The sequence below is a fragment of the Paenibacillus sp. PK4536 genome (assembly GCF_028594455.2).
GTDB classification, from domain to species: Bacteria; Bacillota; Bacilli; order Paenibacillales; family Paenibacillaceae; genus Saccharibacillus; species Saccharibacillus nuruki.
In genome coordinates this window covers 3,804,173-3,822,000 of the sequence record NZ_CP126313.1, presented here as the reverse complement: position 1 = coordinate 3,822,000, position 17,828 = coordinate 3,804,173, and the positions used below count along the sequence as shown (strand labels likewise).

Here is a 17,828-nt window from a genome sequence, read left to right as displayed (position 1 = left end):
ACTCCTTTATCTATTTTATTTTTGGTATGTACAACCATTGACATTTCAATAATGATTCTAAAAAAAAGTTAGGTTCATCATGCGTATAACAATTGATTGAGCTCCATGTATTTAGACCTAATTTATACATTTGAAACAATATACAAAGTCATAATTGTATGAAAACGGTCGAAAAATGTCTAAAAAAAGATGAAGAAGTCTTTTGATTATTTGAGGTATAACGCTTACAATTTAAAGTGAATCTATCGAACAAATAAAAGGAAGGATGTTGAAGATGGAACGCGTTTCTTTTGTTTTACATATTGATCCGAAAGATCAAAAAGAGTATATTGAACGCCATCAAGCGGTTTATCCAGAATTGTTGCAAGCGTTTGGAGAAGTAGGGATTCACACGTATAGTATTTTTTTGCATGAAGGCACTCTATTTGCTTATATGGAAGTAGATCACTATCAATCAGCGATGGATCAACTAGCTGTGCATCCTGCTAATCAGCGCTGGCAGACTTTTATGTCAGATATGTTGATTGCTAATCCGCAAGGAACCACATCTGAAGTCATTCCTGAAGTGTTTCATTACCATAATTAATCTTATTTCTAGTAATATCCTATTAGAGAATAGTTGAAAGAACACCTTCAGCCTGTCATGATTAGTGTTGGAGGTGTTCTGATATGAAATATGTTCATTTTAGTTATCAACAACAGCAACACATAGGTGTCGCATTAGATGATGTGATTGTACCTATGTCTGCTTTACAACCTTTTGTCGATTCCTCATTAACCCTTCCTGTACACATGGACGATCTCTGGTCTCAACATGGATTACATACACAGCTTCAACACATCTTAGAACAACACACCACTGAACTTTTAGCTCAAGCGATTGCTGAACAAGATATCGAATGGTTGCCTGTAATACCAAGCCCCGGTAAGTTGATCTGTATTGGTCTTAATTATCGCCGTCATGCAGAAGAAACAAAGGCACCGATTCCGCAAACACCTGTTGTTTTTAGCAAATTCTCTGATGTGGTAGCAGGTCATCTACAATCTGTAACGCTCCCACAAGCCAGCACACAAGTCGATTACGAAGCAGAGCTATGTATAGTAATCGGTCAGCAAGCGAGTCAGGTGAGTACAGAAGAGGCTTTAGATTATGTATTTGGTTATTGCGCCGCTAATGATGTCTCTGCACGTGATCTACAGATGCTGACCAGTCAATGGTTATTGGGCAAAACATGTCCCGATTTTGCACCGATTGGTCCTTATCTGGTTACAGCTGATGAAGTTGGCGATCCCAACCAGCTCCAGATCAGTGCCTATCTAAATGGAGAACAAGTCCAACATTCCAATACATCTGATATGATTTTTGATTGTCGTTATATTATTCATTATCTTTCTCAGCATATGACGCTTAATCCGGGTGATATTATTTTGACGGGTACACCTGAAGGCGTGATTTTGGGCAAACCAGAAGAAGAACGAGTCTGGTTAAAGTCTGGTGACGAAGTTACAATTGAAATTGAAAAGCTAGGCAGATTAACGAATACATTTGTATCGGCTAAATAGAATCAAACGATATTTTGGAAGGCACAGGAGGGGATCGCTATGATCCAAGAAAATACCAAACTGAGAACGCTAGGAACGTTTCTCAAATCGCGTCGGAATCAATTACAACCTGAACAAGCAGGGTTCAGTCATTCTTACGGTCAACGTAGAACACCGGGATTGCGACGGGAAGAAGTGGCTGTACTTGCTGGTGTAAGTGCTACCTATTATACATGGTTAGAGCAGGGAAGAGATGTGACCGCTTCACGCGATGTGATTGAAAATATAGCCAGAGCACTACAATTGAATCCTGATGAAAGAGTACATTTGCTTCAGCTCTGGAATCCGAATGAGCCTGAGACGATTGCAAATGTCTCTACGATAAGCCCGCACTGGCAACATATTCTGAATCAACTTCATTCTCCATCCATTATTACGAATCATATGTCAGAGTTTATTTTTTGGAATCCAGCAGCCAATGAATTATTTTCCAATCTAGACGCAATGTTACCTGAAGAACGGTTTTTTATGAGGTTAGTCTTTCTAAACGAAGAATTTCGGAGTCGGATCGTGAACTTGGAAGAGTATACGATTAGTTGTGTCGCTGTCTATCGTAGCTATTACAATCGCCATCCTGAAAATCTTTTTTTCAGAGAATTTGTACAACGTTTATGTATGGATAGCCCTGAATTTGAAGCGATATGGAATTTACATCATGTTCAACTTCAAAAAGCATGTCTTTTACACATTCATATGCCTAGTGCCCAACAGATAGTTACTTTTGACTCTAATTCGATGGCAACACTCGACAACAGTCCCAATTATCATATGTGTATCTATTCACCAGTCTCCTCATAATGAATATTATGTTCCTAAACTAACAGGTAGCTCACATGCTGCCTGTTAGTTTTTTTACTAGCATAACTGTACTGTGGTTGAACCTATACATATGGAATAGGATATAGAAAGTAACCACACTATATTGTATAGATTGAACAGGAGGAACGATAGATGCACTATAATCAATTAGGTCCAAGCGGGCTATTTGTATCTGAATTATGTTTTGGCACAATGACGTTCGGAGGCGGAGAAAATTTTGATATCGTTGGTAAAGTACAGCAAGAAGAAGCAGATACTTTACTAGCACGTGCGTTGGAAGCAGGAATTAACTTTATTGATACCGCAGATATTTACTCTGAAGGCAATTCAGAAAGAATTACTGGACAAGCGCTACGCAACTTAGGCGTCAAACGAGAAGAAGTGGTTGTCGCTACGAAAGTGTTCGGTGTCATGGGATCTTCTCCTAATCAGAAAGGTTCTTCTCGCAATCATATTATGGATGGTGTCCAAAATAGTCTGGAACGTTTACAAATGGATCATATTGATCTGTATCAACTTCATGGATTCGATCCTGCTACTTCGATAGAAGAATCACTACAAGCTTTAACTGACCTTGTACGCCAAGGATTAGTTCGCTATATTGGTGTATCCAACTGGGCAGCATGGCAAATCGCTCAAGCGATCGGCATTTCGAATCAGCATCGACTTGAAAAATTTGTTTCTACACAAGCGTATTATACACTTGCAGGTCGTGAGCTGGAACGTGAGATTATCCCGATGCTACATAGTCATAACGATATGGGATTGCTCGTATGGAGTCCACTTGCAGGAGGTTTATTAAGCGGTAAATTTACACGTGATCAGCAAAATTCTGAAGGCAGTCGACGCAATGATTTTGATTTCCCGCCTGTAGATAAAGACCGTGCGTATGATATTATTGATACTTTGATCGAAATGGCTAATCAAAAAGAAGCATCAGTAGCTCAACTTGCTCTAGCATGGCTGTTACATCAACGTGCAGTGACCAGCGTTATTATTGGCACGAAGAAGATGCATCAGTTAGAAGATAATCTAGGCGCCATCGATATTGTATTTTCTGAAGAAGAATTACAGACACTCGATAAGATCAGTCAGATTCCTAGTGAATATCCAGGCTGGATGATAGATATGTGGAGTCAGGCAAGAATAGAACAATTACAACAGGTGCGTCATACCCGTTCGTGATATACATTACACTGAAAAAAGGAATCCCAAGGTAATATACTTGTGGGTTCCTTTTTTTATGTGTATGATGTTTTGCCTTTTGTTGCTACGATGACAAGAAAGCAGAAAAACGTTATGATAACAGGAGCGGACATAAATAGAGATGAGGTCTATGAATGAAGGTAAGGGAATGGATTAACCACGATGGAATCCGGCGCATTATCGTGCTCGCGATTCTTGTTCTGGTGATTTTTGCTATGCAAAGTATGATGAATATTATTTTACTTACATTACTGCTGACGATTCTAATCGGTAGTATGTATGATGGGCTTATGAAGTTATTTCAAACGTTCATTCCTAATGTTTCACGCTTTTTTGTTTTACCTTTAGTGTATCTGATCTTGCTGGCTGTTATTGCCTGGGGCGTGTACCGAATGGTGCCTACAGTGATTATGCAGGTCACTCAGTTATACGAAATGATTATTGAAGCCTATCGGCATCCTCACGAAAGTGAATGGAACCCGTACATTATTAACTTTTTGAATACGTTAAATGTACAGCGTTTTATCGAACCCGGCTTTAATGTTATTTTAAAAATTAGCAAATTAGGTTCTCAGTTACTTATAGCATTATTGCTTAGCTTATTTTTCTTATTGGATCGTGCGCACATTACACGTTTTACGTCTTCTTTTCAAGAAAGTAAGTTAGGTTGGTTTTTTAAAGAAGTCGGTTATTTCGGCAAAATGTTTTTAGATACGTTTGGTAAAGTCATTGAAGCTCAATTATTGATTTCATTGATCAACTGTATTATTACGATTATCGCGCTCTGGTTCATGGGCTTCCCGAATTTATTAGGTCTGGCTTTGATTATCTTTATGTTAGGCTTAATACCGGTTGCAGGTGTATTTATATCGCTTGTTCCGCTAGGATTGATTGCTTTCAGTATCGGTGGAGTGAAGTACATTGTCTATCTGCTGATTCTGGTTGTAGTGATTCATGCGATTGAAGCTTATTTCTTAAATCCCAAATTAATGTCCAGTAAAACCAATCTACCTGTTTTTTATACTTTTGTAGTTCTTATTTTTTCTGAACACTTTATCGGTCCATGGGGATTGATTATCGGTATTCCGTTATTTGTCTTTTTCCTTGATTTGATCGGGGTTACTCGTAAGAAAAAAGGCAGTGTCTAATGGATCTTTATTTATAAAATAGGGTTGTAATCACAGTCTATTTGAAACGTTTATGCTGCCTGTATGGAGTATAAACGTTTTTTTCTTTTACAAAAATTTTACATTTACGATTAGCTTTTCATTATCGCACATGATATCCTTATAAACATATCGATCTACTTAGGTATACAATTATTCATATTTGGAGGGATTTTATATGAGCGTCAATTCACCAAAAACATCAGAACTATTTACTCCTTTTCATACACCACAGCTAGAATTGTCCAATCGGATCGTTATGGCTCCGATGACACGTAATTTTTCACCTAATGGTGTACCTGGAGCAGATGTAGCGACTTATTATAGACGTCGTGCTGAAAATGAAGTCGCATTGATTATTACAGAAGGTACAGCGATCAATCATCCTGCGGCTGTCTCTTCCCCGGATATCCCTGTTTTTCATGGCGAAGAAGCTTTGAATGGTTGGGCAGAAGTGGTTAGACAAGTACACGAAGTTGGTGGCAAAATCATGCCTCAAATCTGGCATGTTGGTATGGCTCGCCCAGTCGGTTCATTACCAAATGTAGAAGCTGCGCCGATCGGCCCATCCGGTCTGGATATTAACGGTGAGAAAGTAAATGAGCCGTTGACAACAGAAGAGATTCAAGAAGTCATTCAAGCGTATGCTCAAGCCGCTGCGGATGCCAAACGAGTAGGCTTTGATGGTATAGAACTTCATGGAGCACATGGTTACTTAATCGATCAGTTCTTCTGGTCACAAACGAATCAACGTACTGATGAGTATGGTGGCGATCTTGTAGCACGTACACGTTTTGGTGTTGAAGTGGTCAAAGCTTGCCGTGCTGCTGTAGGGCCTGATTATCCGATCGTATTCCGCTTTTCACAATGGAAAATGAATCATTATGATGCTCGTCTTGTCGAGACAGCCGAAGAATTGACTCAATTTTTACAACCGTTGTCTGAAGCTGGCGTAGATATTTTCCATTGCTCTACACGTCGCTTCTGGGAACCTGAATTTGAAGGTTCTGATCTTAACCTTGCCGGTTGGACGAAAAAAATCACAGGCAAACCAACAATCACAGTCGGTTCTGTAGGACTTAATCAAGTATTCTTAAGCAATAAGACTGAAGATGTCTCTGAAAGTATCCGTCTTGAAGAATTGGATGCGAAATTAAATGCAGGGGAATTTGATCTAGTGGCTGTCGGTCGTGCATTGATCGGTGATGCAGCATGGGCTACCAAATTGCACGAGCAACGTACAGATGATATCAAAACATTTGATCAAGAAGATCTGAAATCTTTACGCTAAACTGAAGGTATCAAATTAAATAAACAGGTAACAAAATCAAACCATATAGATTAAGTAGAGCAACCTTTTCATAAGGGTTGCTCTTTTTTTGATCATAAATCAGGTATTTGTATACATGTTACCGATATAATGATCTATTTTGGTGATTTGAGCTGAATTTATAAAAGTAATGTAAACTTAACTGTCTCACAATGTAAAAATAAAATAAAATATTACCCAATTATTTTGCTTTTTTTACAAAATAGCTTACTTTTGAATATATTTCCATGATAATATGAGTTAGATATCTATTCTTTCAGTACATAGGAGGCAAAACATGGTAACACGTAGTGGAATAAAATCAAGCTGGGTAAAGTATGCTCTAATGGTGGCAATTGCTTTACCAATGCAAACAGGCTTGCTTGGTGGATTAACAGCAGTTCATGCTGAAGGACCTACAGATCCAGCACCTTTTATCGCAGCCAAAGTGGTTAACGAGAATGCAGGTAAAAAAGTATTGTTCGATAACAGTCATGCTCAGACAGCAGGGGCAGCCGATTGGGTAATCGACGGCGGATTTTCAGATTTTGCAAATGCACTCGCAAATGATGGTTACTATGTGAAAGAACTTCGCAAAAGTACACCAATCACATACAGTGACTTGAGTGAATACGATGTATTTGTTATCGCAGAACCTAACGTTCCGTTCAAAACAACAGAACAAGCTGCGATGAAACAATATGTTGAAAGCGGTGGCAGTATTTTCTTCGTAGGTGATCATTATAATGCCGATCGTAACAAAAACCGTTGGGACGGATCAGAAGCAATCAATGGTTTCCGTCGTGGCGCTTGGGAAGATCCAACGAAAGGCATGAGCACAGAAGAGAAAAATTCTGCGGCAATGCAAGGAGTAGCAAGCTCTGATTGGTTATCTGATAACTTCGGGATTCGTTATCGTTATAACGCTTTAGGAGATATCAATGCTAACCAAGTGGTTGCACCGAATCAAGCTTTTGGAATTACAGAAGGTGTAGGTAGTGTAGCGATGCATGCCGGTTCTACACTTGCTATTACAGATCCAGCCAAAGCTAAAGGAATTGTTTACTTGCCAGAAACGAATGCAGCGTGGGGTAATGCTGTCGATCAAGGGGTATACAATGGTGGCGGTGTTGCGGAAGGCCCTTATGTAGCAGTCTCCAAATTAGGAGGAGGTAAAGCAGCATTTATCGGTGATTCTTCACCTGTAGAAGATGCTTCTCCGAAATATCTACGTGAAGAAACAGGCACTAAAAAAACAACGTATGATGGATTTAAAGAAGTAGATGATGGCGTATTGCTTGTGAATACGATCAACTGGCTATCCGATAAAGAAACCTATACAAGCTTTGATCAAGTAGAAGGTCTGCAATTGGATCAACCGACGACATTATTGCCAATCGAGGCTCCACAAACATCAACTGAACCTCAAGCAGAACCTTGGTCAGCTCCAGCGGCTGGATACAAATGGTGGGATGCTTCCACATTTAAGCCAGGTGCTTATGGCAGTGCAGTATCAGTAACATCGCCAACTTATAGTCTTGTACATCAAGCAGAGTTGCCAAATGCTGAACCTTTCCAAATTCGTATTGTCGCTGATAACTTGGCAGCAAATAGTACAGTCACAGGTTACAGTAGCGGTATTTTCTTAACAGGAGGTACACAAGTAGGGCAAGTACAGAATCCTGATGGTACATGGCCTACTTCTTATGGATACAGCTCAACGTACAGCTTGACCGCAGATAGCAAAGGTCATGCTTACAAAGACATTACGGTCCGCGTGAAGCCGGGCACAACAGGAACAGCAAGTCTACGTGTAAGACTGAATGGTAGCAATCTAGTAACCACTCCGGTGACGATTGCAAATGTGCCTGCTGAACCTTTGCCAGCGGAAAATGGTGGGGTACAACCAGCACCGGCATTAACAACCGTAGCGAATGCTCGTACTCAAGCAGAAGGTAAAGTGGTTACGATTGAAGGCGTTGTAACGACAGAGCCAGGTGCTTTTGGTGGACAAGCTTTTTATTTGCAAGATAACACAGCAGGTATTTATGTTTATCAGAATCAAGCTGGATTTCATCAAGGAGATGTTATCAAAGTCACAGCTCCATTAGCTTTATACAATACAGAGCTTGAATTGACCGATCCGGTAAGTATCGAGAAAACAGGTACTGCATCATTGCCGACAGCAAAAACAGCAGTAGCTGTAGACACGTATAATCAAGGACAATTGGTACAATTGAAAAATGTACAGATCAGCAATATCGTTGCAGCTACACCTACAGGTTCTTTCGAGTTTGATGTAACAAGCAATGTATATGGTGATCAACCTGCAACTACACATGCACGTGTAGACGCACGCACAGGCTTAACACAAGCGAACTTTGCTTATCAAAATGGACAGTTTGTAGATATTACTGGAGTAGCTACTATTTTCAAAGGTGTATTCCAATTGAAGCCAAGAAGTGCGGCAGATATTACATCTGTGGCAACAACACCTACTGATCCTACCAACCCAACAGATCCTACAGAGCCAACAGAACCACCAGTTGTGACAGATCCATTAGCAACAGATGTACCAGGAACACCTGTATTATCTGACAATAATGGACATGACACAGGAATTAAAGATGGTAATTATACAGTTACAATGAATATGTGGTGGGGCAATAATGGTTCTACGTATAAATTGTATGAAAACGATCAAGTGATCAGCAGTGGAAAGCTTGCCGATCAATCACCTAATGCACAAGTAGTACAAGCTGATATCAAAGGTAAAGTAAATGGTTCGTATACGTATACTTTAGAATTAACCAATTCATTCGGTACAACGAAAAGCCAACCTTTGGTGGTTAACGTAACCGATGCTTCTCCTGCCAAGTCCGTATTATCGAATGATAACTGGGATGGAGACGGTAACTATCAAGTGAGTATGAACCTATGGTGGGGAACGAATGGATCAGAATATCGTTTATATGAAAATGGTAAATTGATCGATACTCAATCTCTAAAAGAAGGTTCACCTCAAGCGCAACATGCCATTAGTGGTATCACAGATCGTCCAGTAGGTACGTATGAGTATGTGGCTGAATTGGTCAATGCTTCTGGCGTTACGAAAAGCGAAGCCATCACTGTAAAAGTTACTCAATAATCGTAGTTGAGCTGTATGAAGCAAATATGATGTACAAAAAAGCCTTGAACTTCAACGGTATGCATATCGCATAACTGTATCGAAGTTCAAGGCTTTTTTGGAGTTTGTGGAAAGTCATCTTCAAGTAGATTCTATCAATTCATCCACGATAGTGAAAAATCCTTACCCTTGCATAACAGCAACTAACAATACGATCCATCCAGCGATAAAAGCAAGACCACCGAGAGGAGTAATCGCACCTAATTTCCGAACACCAGTAAAGCTAAGTACATATAAGCTTCCTGAAAATAAAATAATTCCCACAAACAGCAACCAACCTGCGGTTACAGCCAGCGAAGAATGGGTGAGATTATGTCCGAGTGTCCCTATGACTAACATACCCAATCCATGCGCAATATGGTATTGTACACCTGTCTCGTATACTTTCATCATATCTGCGTTTAGCTTTTTCTTAAGTGCATGAGCGCCAAAAGCCCCCAATGCGACCGCTAAAACCATCATCATACAACCTATAATCAGTATCGTTTGCATCTCATTCATCTCCAGTCGTAACTATCTCTTTATTTATAATTTGCGTAAATAGATATTTTGAATCGTATGATTGGCTTCTTTTTTCAAAATCAGCTGTGCGCGTCCTTTGGTAGGAAGGATATTTTCATGTAGATTTTTGGCGTTGATCGATTCCCATGTATGGTTAGCAACCACTAAAGCTTCTTCTTCAGACAAATCTGCAAATCGAGAATGGAAATAAGAGTCTGGATTCTGAAAAGCAGTCTGGCGTAACAATTGGAAGCGCTCTACATACCAACGAGCAATATTTTTCTCTTCTGCATCAATAAAGATCGAGAAGTCGAAGAAGTCGCTCACGAATAGCGGACTGTCTTTTTTCACCTGCAAAACATTGATTCCTTCAACAATCAGAATATCAGGATGATCGATGACACTTTCTTCATCGGGCAGAATATCATAAGTTAAATGTGAATACTTAGGTGCTTTTACTTTCGGCTTACCAGATTTTACTTCTCCAATAAACTGAATTAAGCGCTTAATATCGTAACTTTCAGGGAATCCTTTCCGATTCATAATCCCATTCTCTTCAAGAACCGCATTCGGATACAGAAAACCATCTGTGGTCACCAGATCGACTTTCCGATGCGTGTCCCAGCGGGTAAGCAAGGTCTGGATCAAGCGTGCTGTGGTACTTTTGCCTACAGCGACACTACCAGCAATCCCAATAATGTAAGGCGTTTTACGGGCTTTTTTCTGTAAAAAAGAAGTCGTTAGTTGGTGGAGCTGTTGAGAAGCACCCACGTAAAGATGAATCAGATGAGTCAGCGGTAAATAGACCTCTTCCACTTCCTGGAGAGAGACCTGTTCATTTAATCCACGTAGTTTTTCTAATTCAACCTCGGTCAAAGATAGTGGTGTATCGTGATCTTTTAAGGAAGCCCATTCCTTACGATCAAACTCGATGTATGGCGAATATCGTTTCATGTGCTCTCACTTTCTGAGAATTTTTTATTTCTAGTGTACCAAACTTTACAATGAAAAACCTCTAAAGGTTTATTTGCATCGCTATTGACCTTCTAAATACTGGTGTTAAGCTAATATTGCTGATTATCCTTACAAATAGCTAACATCAATCTTGCTTCTTGTATCTGGAATAGCATAAGGTAGACAAGACACTATTCTTTCTAGATATACATAATGGTAATATAAGTATTACATTGTTAAGTTTATAAAACCCTATGCATAATGATCTCATGATGACGGGCTATAAGGAGGAAATATTTTGTCCGAAAAATATGAATACTCACAATCTTCCGATCAGGACAAAGCTATATTTAATCGTGAATTGCATACCAAATCCTTATTGAGCGATGCATCTGTTGTGCATACTCCTGAGTCTTTTGCCACACTATTAGAAACGCTTGAAATGATGCCTTATCGTAATGTTAATCTTTCGGTCTATGAAGTTCGCAAAAGTCTGGAAATTGCTAAGTCGCTTAATGTTGAAGATTTGATTATTCGTACTCAACTCATTCATGCAGATATTATGGGCAGACAAGGTAAAATTGCAGAAGGTGGACGCAAAATCCGTACCATCAATAAATGGGCACTTGATCATAATCATCATTATTTATTAGCACGTAGTCATCGCTTATTAGCTGCTTTTTATAGACGTATCGGAGATAGCGAGAGTGCTCTGGAAAATGCTGTAATTGGTTTTAAATATTTGCCAGAAGATGCTTCTTTGCCGATCCGTGCCGACCATCTAATGACACTGGCGTTAACGTTAGATGAAGTAGGCGCATACGAAGATTCAGTACATCGTTTTCAAGAAGTGCTAGAGATCGCTACCAATACTAATGATTTTCAGATATCGATGTTCGTTCTCAATAATATGGCGTATACGCATTATGAACGTGAAAATATTCCTGAGACACTCAAATTAATTGATCAAATGCGTGAACTCAGTGTTAAACATAAAGTACCTTTAGAAGCGCAACAATTAGATACAATCGCTGTTATTGAAATTCAAGCCGGTCGTCCAGAAGAAGCTGAAAAAACGTTAAAACCTTTGTTAGATGAGCCGGTAGGTAGACGCAAATTAGGTGAACTGGCTACATTGCCCGAATGTCTATTAACGGTTGCCAAAGCACAACGTCTACAAGGGAAGTTGCATGAAGCTGAGAAAACGTTAAATGAAGCTGCTCATATTTCTGAAGAACACGGGCTGGGTCGTCTTAGTGTCAAAGTACGGTTGGAACGTTCAGAATGGTATGCCGCTTCCAATCGCTACCAAGAAGCTTATGAAGAACATCGTATGTTTTTCAAAGAAAACGAAACGTTACGTTCTACACAGCGCGAGACCAGAGCACGGATATTGCAGATTGTGTACGATGCTGAAGAAGCGAAGCGAGATAGTGAGTATTTCAAAGAAATGGCACTGCGTGATCCGTTGACAGGATTGCATAATCGCCGTTTTATGGATGTGCATATGAACAAATTGCTAGAACGGTGCATTGTACTCAATCAACCTCTAACCGTAGCGATGATCGATCTGGATTTTTTCAAATTAATCAATGATACATTGTCTCATGAAGTTGGCGATATTGTACTTGTTCATGTCGCTAAGATACTCTCTTTGACGATTCCATCGCTTGGAGCTGTAGCCCGAATTGGTGGGGAAGAATTTGTAGCCGTCTTCCCGGAAACGGATCTTAAGCAAGGACGGGTGTATGCGAATATGTTATGTGAAGCGATTCGTTCAGCAGATTGGAGCCCGATTACAGGTAACTTACCAGTGACAGCCAGTATCGGTATTGCAACGATTACTGATCACGCTCAATCGAGTTCAGAATTGCTCGCTATCGCTGATCATTATTTGTATGAAGCGAAAAAGGCGGGGCGTAATCAGGTCATTTGTGGCGAAGATATATCCAAAAATATAGAATGATTGAGAAGATATTTAGTTATTTTTAATAAATAACTTATAATTAATAACAATTAGGTGTATACTATAGAGATAGTGAATCCATAAGACCATCCATAATTAACAAGAAGGAGGTATTCATTATGTCTGAACAACACCAACATTCAGATTCATCACATTCTACTAATACATTAGGAAATATACCGATATCTGTACTTGACCTTGCACCTATTACAGCAGGTTCAACCGCAGGCGAAGCTTTTAAAAACAGTCTAGATATGGCACAACATGCTGAAAAATGGGGCTACAATCGCTACTGGGTTGCCGAGCATCATAATATGCCCGGGATTGCGAGTTCAGCAACTTCAGTAGTTATTGGCTATTTAGCCGCAGGAACTTCAACTATTCGTGTCGGTTCTGGTGGAATCATGCTTCCAAACCATGCGCCACTTGTGATTGCAGAGCAATTCGGTACTTTGGAATCGATGTATCCAGGTCGGATTGATCTAGGGCTTGGACGTGCGCCAGGTAGTGACCGTCGTACAACACTTGCATTACGCCGTCAATTGGACAGTGGAGAAGATTTCCCTGAATTGCTACAAGAATTAACTTCCTTTTTTGATGCATCAGCGACTTCTTATCACGCACCGATTCGTGCTGTACCCGGCGAAGGCTTAAATATTCCGATCTGGTTGTTAGGTTCTAGTGATTTTAGTGCTCAATTAGCTGGTCAAAAAGGATTGCCGTTTGCTTTTGCAGGTCATTTCTCACCAGATTATACACAGCGTGCATTAGCTGTCTATCGTCATCATTTTGAACCATCTGCTATTTTGGACAAACCATATGCTATGGTGGGTGTCAATGCAATTGCTGCCGATACCGATGAAGAAGCAGAATGGTTAGGTACCACGATGCAACAGCAATTCTTGAATATTATTCGTGGCAAAACAGGTCAAGTTCAACCGCCTACAGATATGTCTAGCAAATGGACACCTTATGAAAAAGATGCAGTGGAGCAACAACTACGCTCTACGATCAAAGGTGGCCCTGAAAAAGTAAAACAACAACTAACACAATATATTGCAGATACAGGTGCAGATGAATTGATTGTAACAGGTATGTTGTACGATCATCAGGCTAGACTACGCTCTTATGAAATTATTAGCGAAGTGGCTCAGATTCGTAATACTGTAAATAGTTAATCATTTTCTAAACTCATAGAACGAACTAACCGGCGATATGCTTTCGGAGCAGAGCCGGTTTTTCTTTTGAATAAAGCATGAAAATAAGATACATCATGATACCCAACCTGCTCGCTGACCTCACTAATCAACAGATCTGTAGTTCGCAACAAATCACAAGCTGCTTGAATACGTATCTTCTGTACATAATGAGACATTGATGCTCCAGTATGCTTAACAAATAAGCGATGAAGCTGACGAACACTGACTTTCATTTTTGCCGCCATCTCCGATACAGTAATAGACCCGGCATAATTAGTATGAAGTTCATGCACCATATCTTCCCATCCTGAAGAGGAGGGTTGTATCCGTAATTGAGTTTCTGTATCCAAGCGCTGTAAATGAATCAAAATCTGAATAACATAGGTATAGACCGATATCACCCAACCTTCACGACCTCGCTGATATTCTTCGTACACTTGCTCAAATAAACGCTGAAATTGTTGCCAGCGATCATCATAGTAACGATATTGCGTTTCTTTTAATAAAGGCTCAATTACCTCACTTCCCGGATAAGTAGACAACACCTCTAATAGCGAATCCGCATCAACCACACAATTGTATACAATCAACGGATCGGCATCACTGGCTGTGGAAGGGCGATATACATGAGAGATGCCCATCGGCAGAAGAAATAGGTCTCCTTTTTTGACAGAAGAGGTCACGCCATTAATGACATGACTTCCTGTACCTTCACTTACATAATTTAATTCTAAAAAATCATGAATATGTTCATGCAGTTCATATGATTCTGCGACTCGATTAATATAGATCGGAATTTCTTTGTTGAAAAAGTAGTCGCCTATCAGCGTATCTATTCTGCGTTTGATTGTCATAAGATGTTATTCCGTCCTTTCTGATGTCTGATTCACCATATAATGATGTCCGAATACACCATGTTAAACGCTTACAACTATCGTATGATAAAAAGGAATTCATCTCAAGAAAAGATCATCTCATAGATGTATATATCTTAGGATAGAAGGAGCGTGGGTCGAATGAAAGATACTCTGTTACAACCTAGTGGATTAGAAGTGATACAACTGCAATGCGAATATCGTAACGAATGGTTAGGTAGCGATCAATCTCATCCTCAATTTAGCTGGATCATTCAATCGGATCAGCGAGCCACTGTACAAGCTAGTTATCGGATACAGGTATCGCAAGATATCCAGAACTGGCAACAACTCTGTTGGGATTCTGGACATGTGAAAAGCGATCAATCGATTCAAGTTAAGTATGCAGGCTCACCTTTACAATCTCAAACACGTTATTATTATCGTGTCCAAGTTCAAGATCAATGGGAAAGAACGTCAGCATGGAGTGCTATTCAGTGGTTGGAGACGGCTTTCTTTGATCAGTCAGAGTGGCAAGCAGAGTGGATTACGTCTGAGAAGGAATGGCATAATGCGCAACCCGAATCTGTTTTTCAGCTACGCAAGTCATTGAATCTACCCAGTCGACCGATCTCTGCACGTATCTATGCCTCAGCGGCTGGATTATATGAGCTGACGATCAATGGGACGCGTGTAGGAAATGAATGGTTTACACCGGGATGGACAAGTTATAACCATCGTCATCAGTATCAGACTTATGATGTGACAGCATATCTGCACATGGGAGACAATGCGATAGGGGTAAGTCTAGCCGATGGATGGTATAGCGGTCGTCTCGGTTGGGAGAATCAGCGTCAGCATTACGGAGAACATAAAGCGTTATTGTTACAGCTTCATCTTCGGTATGAGGATGGACAAGAAATAATCATAGGTACAGATACATCATGGCAAAGTGCACCCAGTCCTATTACACTAGCTTCTATTTACGATGGAGAACATTATGATGCTTCCTTAGAACAGCAAGGTTGGGATCAACCGTTATTTGATGCTTCAGAGTGGTCCAAAGTGAAGGTGTTAGAATTGCCTTATCATCATCTGATTGCTCAAGAAAATTGGGCTGTTCGAGTGACTGAAGTGTTGACTCCTGTAGACGTTATACATACACCTGCTGGAGAAACGGTATTGGATATGGGGCAGAATATGGTAGGACGAGTACGTTTTACAGGTGTATTACCTGCTGGCGCATCATATACCTTATATCATGCTGAAATTTTAGATCAACAAGGGAACTTTTATCGGGGGAATTTGCGAACTGCTAAGCAGGCGGTTCATTATATAGCGGATGATACACAAGATCGTCAGATCAGTCATGCACCACGCTTTTCATTTCAAGGATTTCGTTATGTTCAAGTCGAAGGACTGGATCATCTCACCGATCAGCAATTACTGGAGGTGTTCACTGGAGAAGTGATGCATTCAGATATGCCTATTGCCGGTTCATTTGAATGTTCTCATCCGTTAATCAATCAGTTGCAAAGCAATATTGTCTGGGGGCAGCGAGGAAATTTTCTGGATGTGCCTACCGATTGCCCACAACGAGATGAGCGCTTAGGCTGGACAGGTGATGCACAGGTATTTATACGTACAGCAGCTTATAATTATAATATCGCACCTTTTTTCCAAAAATGGTTACGTGATCTTAGTGCAGATCAGCGCTCCAATGGTAGCGTACCGTTTGTTGTGCCTGATGTGCTAAGTGTGTTAGACGAGGAGAAAGGGGATACAGAACTGCCTGGTTCAGCGGCATGGGGCGATGCGGCTGTTATCTGTCCGTGGGTTATGTATTTGCATTATGGAGATAAGAAGTTATTGCAAGAACAATATAGCAGTATGAAGGCATGGGTCGACTATATTTACAATCAAGGCAATAATCAGCATCTATGGAATACAGGATTTCATTTTGGCGATTGGTTAGCATTGGATGCTAAAGAAAATAGTTATATGGGATCAACGCCTACGGATTTGGTAGCGACTTCCTATTTTGCTTATTCTACACGGATTGTACGTGATACGGCTGTCGTGTTGGGAGAAGTAGAAGATGAACAATTGTACAGCGAACGTCTTCAGCAGATTATTCAAGCGTACCGTCATGAATTTGTAACGCCTGCCGGACGTTTAGCTGCACCGACACAGACTGCACATGCTCTAGCCTTAATGTTTGATTTGCTAGATGAACATGATCAACAACGTACTGCTTTAGAATTGAATCGTTTAGTGATCCAAAATGGTTATCATTTAACAACTGGATTTGTAGGCACACCGTATCTGTGCTTTGCATTGTCAGATCATGGGTATCACGATACAGCGATCAAGTTATTACTCCAAGAACAATACCCATCTTGGTTATATCCTCTTTCCAAAGGCGCCACAACGATCTGGGAACATTGGGACAGTATTAAGCCAGACGGTTCATTCTGGCCGGACGATATGAACTCGTATAATCATTATGCCTATGGCGCTATAGGAGAATGGTTGTATCGTTATGTAGCAGGCCTCGATATGGATGAGAGTCTTCCAGCTTACAAGAAAGTTAAGATTCATCCGCTGTATGGAGAAGGAGAGATTACTTCTGCCCGGGCGACGTTAGAGTCTGCTTACGGTACTATTTTATGTAGTTGGATAGAAAGTGGGGAGAAGCGGCAACTGGAAGTCATTATTCCGCCAAATACCACTGCTGACGTTATCTTAGAGAATGCGCTATTATCTTCGATCCAAGAAAATGATCAGTCATTACAGGATGTTCAAGGGATTCAGACTGTAAAAGAAATCCAAAGCGCTGTTTCTGTAACGATTGGTTCTGGTCATTATCATTTTACGTATACACAGAAGCCTATCAGTTGATAACATCAGATGTATTCTCCATTTATAATCACATCAAAAAGCTCTGTTAATGCATCATTTAACAGGGCTTTTTGCATTTGGAAAATGATCTGGGTGATACGCTAAAGTGGCATAGTCATACAAGCATTGTTATAATCGTACGAAATGTGTTAGCGATTCACGAA

At 40.3% G+C, this 17,828-nt stretch carries 13 protein-coding genes; 10 read left to right on the top strand and 3 right to left on the bottom strand.

Going from position 1 to position 17,828, the window contains the following annotated elements:
- Nucleotides 1-274 precede the first annotated feature (274 nt).
- The 7 genes from PO903_RS16920 to PO903_RS16890 all read left to right on the top strand — a co-directional run bounded on the left by PO903_RS16920 (nucleotide 275) and on the right by PO903_RS16890 (nucleotide 9,250).
- On the top strand, nucleotides 275-586 hold the full coding sequence (locus PO903_RS16920) for an L-rhamnose mutarotase (protein ID WP_069328300.1): 312 nt from the start codon (nucleotides 275-277) through the stop codon (nucleotides 584-586).
- An 83-nt stretch (nucleotides 587-669) separates the two neighbouring features.
- The gene (locus tag PO903_RS16915) at nucleotides 670-1,563 is read left to right on the top strand and encodes a fumarylacetoacetate hydrolase family protein (RefSeq protein WP_273594052.1); all 894 of its coding nucleotides are present in this window, start codon (nucleotides 670-672) and stop codon (nucleotides 1,561-1,563) included.
- 39 nt (nucleotides 1,564-1,602) lie between these two features.
- A complete protein-coding gene (locus tag PO903_RS16910; protein WP_083243549.1) occupies nucleotides 1,603-2,400 on the top strand; it encodes a helix-turn-helix transcriptional regulator in 798 nt (265 codons plus the stop codon).
- 153 nt (nucleotides 2,401-2,553) lie between these two features.
- Nucleotides 2,554-3,606: an aldo/keto reductase gene (locus tag PO903_RS16905; protein ID WP_137221878.1), complete on the top strand. Its 1,053-nt coding sequence runs from the start codon at nucleotides 2,554-2,556 to the stop codon at nucleotides 3,604-3,606.
- 155 nt (nucleotides 3,607-3,761) lie between these two features.
- A complete protein-coding gene (locus PO903_RS16900) occupies nucleotides 3,762-4,775 on the top strand; it encodes an AI-2E family transporter (protein ID WP_069328304.1) in 1,014 nt (337 codons plus the stop codon).
- Between the two features lie 196 nt (nucleotides 4,776-4,971).
- Complete coding sequence (locus tag PO903_RS16895) at nucleotides 4,972-6,084, top strand: NADH:flavin oxidoreductase (RefSeq protein ID WP_069328305.1); 1,113 nt, start codon at nucleotides 4,972-4,974, stop codon at nucleotides 6,082-6,084.
- A 316-nt stretch (nucleotides 6,085-6,400) separates the two neighbouring features.
- Entirely contained in the window at nucleotides 6,401-9,250 is a 2,850-nt protein-coding gene (locus tag PO903_RS16890) for a chitinase N-terminal domain-containing protein (RefSeq protein WP_502921650.1), read from the top strand.
- A gap of 162 nt (nucleotides 9,251-9,412) precedes the next feature.
- Here PO903_RS16890 and PO903_RS16885 read toward each other — a convergent pair whose 3' ends face one another.
- Nucleotides 9,413-9,781, bottom strand: coding sequence for a DUF423 domain-containing protein (locus PO903_RS16885; protein WP_069328307.1), 369 nt, complete (start codon nucleotides 9,779-9,781; stop codon nucleotides 9,413-9,415).
- Nucleotides 9,782-9,814: 33 nt separating this feature from the next.
- Nucleotides 9,815-10,744 carry a type I pantothenate kinase gene (gene coaA, locus PO903_RS16880; protein ID WP_069328308.1) on the bottom strand — a complete coding sequence of 310 codons (930 nt, stop codon included), beginning with the start codon at nucleotides 10,742-10,744 and terminating at the stop codon, nucleotides 9,815-9,817.
- A 298-nt stretch (nucleotides 10,745-11,042) separates the two neighbouring features.
- On the opposite strand from coaA, the gene PO903_RS16875 reads away from it, so the two are divergent.
- Together PO903_RS16875 and PO903_RS16870 are read left to right on the top strand one after the other, a co-directional pair.
- On the top strand, nucleotides 11,043-12,710 hold the full coding sequence (locus PO903_RS16875) for a diguanylate cyclase (protein ID WP_273594051.1): 1,668 nt from the start codon (nucleotides 11,043-11,045) through the stop codon (nucleotides 12,708-12,710).
- Nucleotides 12,711-12,829: 119 nt separating this feature from the next.
- Complete coding sequence (locus PO903_RS16870) at nucleotides 12,830-13,888, top strand: LLM class flavin-dependent oxidoreductase (protein ID WP_273594050.1); 1,059 nt, start codon at nucleotides 12,830-12,832, stop codon at nucleotides 13,886-13,888.
- On the opposite strand, the gene PO903_RS16865 is transcribed toward PO903_RS16870, so the two are convergent.
- Nucleotides 13,885-14,763, bottom strand: coding sequence for an AraC family transcriptional regulator (locus PO903_RS16865; RefSeq protein ID WP_273594049.1), 879 nt, complete (start codon nucleotides 14,761-14,763; stop codon nucleotides 13,885-13,887). The two genes, PO903_RS16870 and PO903_RS16865, sit on opposite strands and share 4 nt — an antisense overlap.
- 162 nt (nucleotides 14,764-14,925) lie before the next feature.
- On the opposite strand from PO903_RS16865, the gene PO903_RS16860 reads away from it, so the two are divergent.
- Complete coding sequence (locus PO903_RS16860; RefSeq protein ID WP_273594048.1) at nucleotides 14,926-17,664, top strand: family 78 glycoside hydrolase catalytic domain; 2,739 nt, start codon at nucleotides 14,926-14,928, stop codon at nucleotides 17,662-17,664.
- Nucleotides 17,665-17,828: the final 164 nt, after the last annotated feature.